We start from the raw sequence: 2,137 nt of genomic DNA on the forward strand, positions 1-2,137 counted from the left end.
ACATGCGCTTCTACGCCGCCCATGCAGAGGACTTCCTCGCGGACGAGGTGCTGGAGGATCCCGCCTCGGTCGGCGCGGTCGCCGCGCGGGCCGTCTACCAGCCGCTCGGAATCGTGCTCGCCGTGATGCCCTGGAACTACCCACTCTGGCAGGTGATCCGCTTCGCGGCGCCCGCCCTAATGGCGGCGAACGTCGGCCTGCTCAAGCACGCGTCGAACGTTCCGCAGGCCGCCCTCTACCTCGACACCCTGTTCACCCGCGGCGGATTCCCCGAGGGCGCGTTCTCCACGCTGCTCATCGGCTCGGCGGAGGTGAAGACCGTGATCGAAGACCGGAGGGTCGTGGCGGTGACGCTCACCGGATCCGAACCGGCCGGCCGCTCCGTCGCGTCGATCGCGGGCGGAAGCATCAAGAAGGCGGTGCTCGAGCTCGGCGGATCAGATCCCTTCATCGTCATGCCGAGCGCAGACCTGTCCGCCGCTGTCACAATGGCGGTCACCTCGCGCACCGGCAACAACGGGCAGTCCCGCATCGCCGCGAAGCGATTCATCGTGCACACCGACGTCTACGACGAGTTCCGCGCCCTGTTCGTCGGGCGGATGGCGGCGCTGCGCGTCGGCGACCCGACGGACCCGATGACCGACGTCGGCCCGGTCGCCACCGAGAGCGGCCGCAGCGATCTGGCCGGGCTGGTGGACGACGCCCTCGGCAAGGGGGCGACCGCTCCCGTCGGAGGGGTCATGCCGACCGGACCGGGGTGGTTCTATCCGCCGACCATCATCGAAGGCATCACGCCGGACATGCGCCTGTACCTCGAAGAGACGTTTGGACCCGTCGCGAGCCTGTACCGGGTGGCCGATGCCGCGGAGGCTCTCGCCATCGCCAATGGCACTGACTTCGGCCTCAGCTCCAACATCTGGACCACGGATGCCGCGGAACGCGTGTTCTTCTCGCGCGAACTCGAGGCGGGCGCGGTCTTCATCAACGGCATGACGATCTCCTACCCCGAGCTGCCGTTCGGCGGCATCAAGGTGTCCGGCTACGGCCGCGAGCTCGCCGCCGCCGGCATCCGCGAATTCTGCAACCTCAAGACCGTCTGGGAGGCGTGACGATGGCACTGGTCGGATTCCTCGGACTCGGCACGATGGGCGCGGCCATGGCCGGTCGGCTGCTCGAGTCGGGGCAACCGGTTCGGGTGTGGAACCGCACCGCCTCGGCCGCCGATGCCCTCGAAGATGCCGGCGCCGAGCGCGCCGGCACGGCCTACGAGGCCATCGCCACGGGCCTCTTCTTCTCGATGCTCGCCAACGACGCGGCGGCGGAGGCCACCTTCACGGCGGAGGCGCTCGCCGCCGCCCCGGCCGGCTCCCTGCACGTGTGCCACTCCACCCTGAGCCTCGCCGCGACGGACCGGCTGGTCGAGATGCACCGGCGGGCCGGGGTCGACTATGTCGCCGCCCCGGTGCTCGGGCGCGCGAACGTCGCCGCGAGCGGCACGCTCAACATCGTCGCCGCGGGCGCCCCCGCCGCGGTCGAACGCGCCCGGCCTTACCTCGACATCCTCGGCAAGCGCACCTGGGTCGTCGGCGCCGAGCCGAGCACCGCGAACCTGGTGAAGATCGGCGTCAACTACAACCTGATCCACGCGCTGCAGGCCCTGGCGGAGTCGGTCACCCTGGTCGAGCAGGGAGGTGTCGACGGCGAGACGTTCGTCGAGATCCTCACCGACGCCGCCTTCGCCGGCTCGGCCTACACCGGGTACGGCGCGCTCATCGCGCGCAAGGCCTACTCGCCGCCCGGGTTCACCGTGGCGCTCGGTCTCAAGGATCTCGCACTCACCGAGCAGGCCGCCGCGGCCTACGGGGTCACCCTGCCGACGGCATCCGTGCTGCGGCAGATCTTCGAGACCGCGCTCGCCGATCCGGCCCTCGCCGATCTCGACTGGTCGGCCATCGCCGAGGTCACCCGCGGGCTAGTCCAGCCCGGCTGAGCCCATCCACCATCACCACGGTCACCGCCGATCAACAGAGAGGTTCCACACCCCATGACAACCACACAGACCGACAAGCGCCGAGCGCTCGTCGTCGGGTCCACCGGCATCGCCGGGCAGACGGTGAGTCGCCAACTCGCCGAGCAG

Annotated in this window: 2 protein-coding genes; both read left to right on the forward strand. The window is 70.2% G+C overall.

What is annotated here, in order from left to right:
- On the forward strand, positions 1 to 1,109 hold a 1,109-nt coding region (locus ACHZD8_RS13740), incomplete at its 5' end, for an aldehyde dehydrogenase family protein (protein WP_394770994.1).
- 2 nt (positions 1,110 to 1,111) lie between these two features.
- Positions 1,112 to 1,990 carry an NAD(P)-dependent oxidoreductase gene (locus tag ACHZD8_RS13745; RefSeq protein ID WP_394770995.1) on the forward strand — a complete coding sequence of 293 codons (879 nt, stop codon included), beginning with the start codon at positions 1,112 to 1,114 and terminating at the stop codon, positions 1,988 to 1,990.
- Positions 1,991 to 2,137: the final 147 nt, after the last annotated feature.

This window comes from Lacisediminihabitans sp. (assembly GCF_043726815.1).
GTDB lineage: Bacteria > Actinomycetota > Actinomycetes > Actinomycetales > Microbacteriaceae > Lacisediminihabitans.

Excerpts from the sequence above, each read along its gene's own strand:
- ACHZD8_RS13745 (WP_394770995.1), top strand. The coding sequence starts at position 1,112 with ATGGCACTGGTCGGATTCCTCGGACTCGGCACGATGGGCGCGGCCATG.